Raw genomic sequence first — 620 nt, forward strand, 5'->3', positions numbered from 1 at the left:
GCTATGTGGCCGCGCGTCGGCTGGCGGAGCAGGGGCTCGCGGTCACCGTCGCGGCGCTGGTTCCGCCCGCGCGGCTGACGGGCGACGCCGCGCGCATGGCCGAACGATGGGCGGGCCCGACCGTTCCGATCTCCGAGGCCGATGTCGCCGCGGCGGACCTCATCGTCGACGCGCTGTTCGGCGCCGGGCTGTCGCGTCCGCTCGACGGGGCTGCGGCCGAAGCCGTGGCGCGGGCGAACGCGTCCGGCGCGCCGATTCTCGCGGTCGACGTGCCAAGCGGGCTCCACGGCGACCGGGGCGCGCCGCTGGACGGGGGCGTCGCGATCCGCGCGGCCGCCACCGTCACCTTCGTGCGCGCGAAGCCCGGCCACGTTCTGCTGCCCGGCCGGACGCTGTGCGGCGCGCTGACCGTCGCCGACATCGGAACGCCGGAGGCGGTCGTGCCGTCGCTCGGCGTCGCCACGTTCCTCAACCGGCCGGCGATCTGGTCCGCCGCGTTGCCGAGGCCCGCGAGCGACGGCCACAAGTACCGCCGCGGCCATGCGCTGGTCTGGAGCGGGCCGGAGTTCATGACCGGGGCCGCCCGGCTGTCGGCCCTCGCCGCCGCGCGGGCGGGCGCC

General features: G+C 77.9%; 1 protein-coding gene. It reads left to right on the top strand.

Annotation, left to right across the window (positions count from 1 at the left end; translation table 11 throughout):
• The coding region (locus ACFQ4O_RS18165) for an NAD(P)H-hydrate epimerase (RefSeq protein ID WP_378777844.1) at window positions 1-620 on the top strand (620 nt) is incomplete at both ends.

Origin of the sequence: Methylopila musalis, from assembly GCF_042679725.1 — a bacterium.
Classification (GTDB): Bacteria; Pseudomonadota; Alphaproteobacteria; order Rhizobiales; family Methylopilaceae; genus Methylopila; species Methylopila musalis.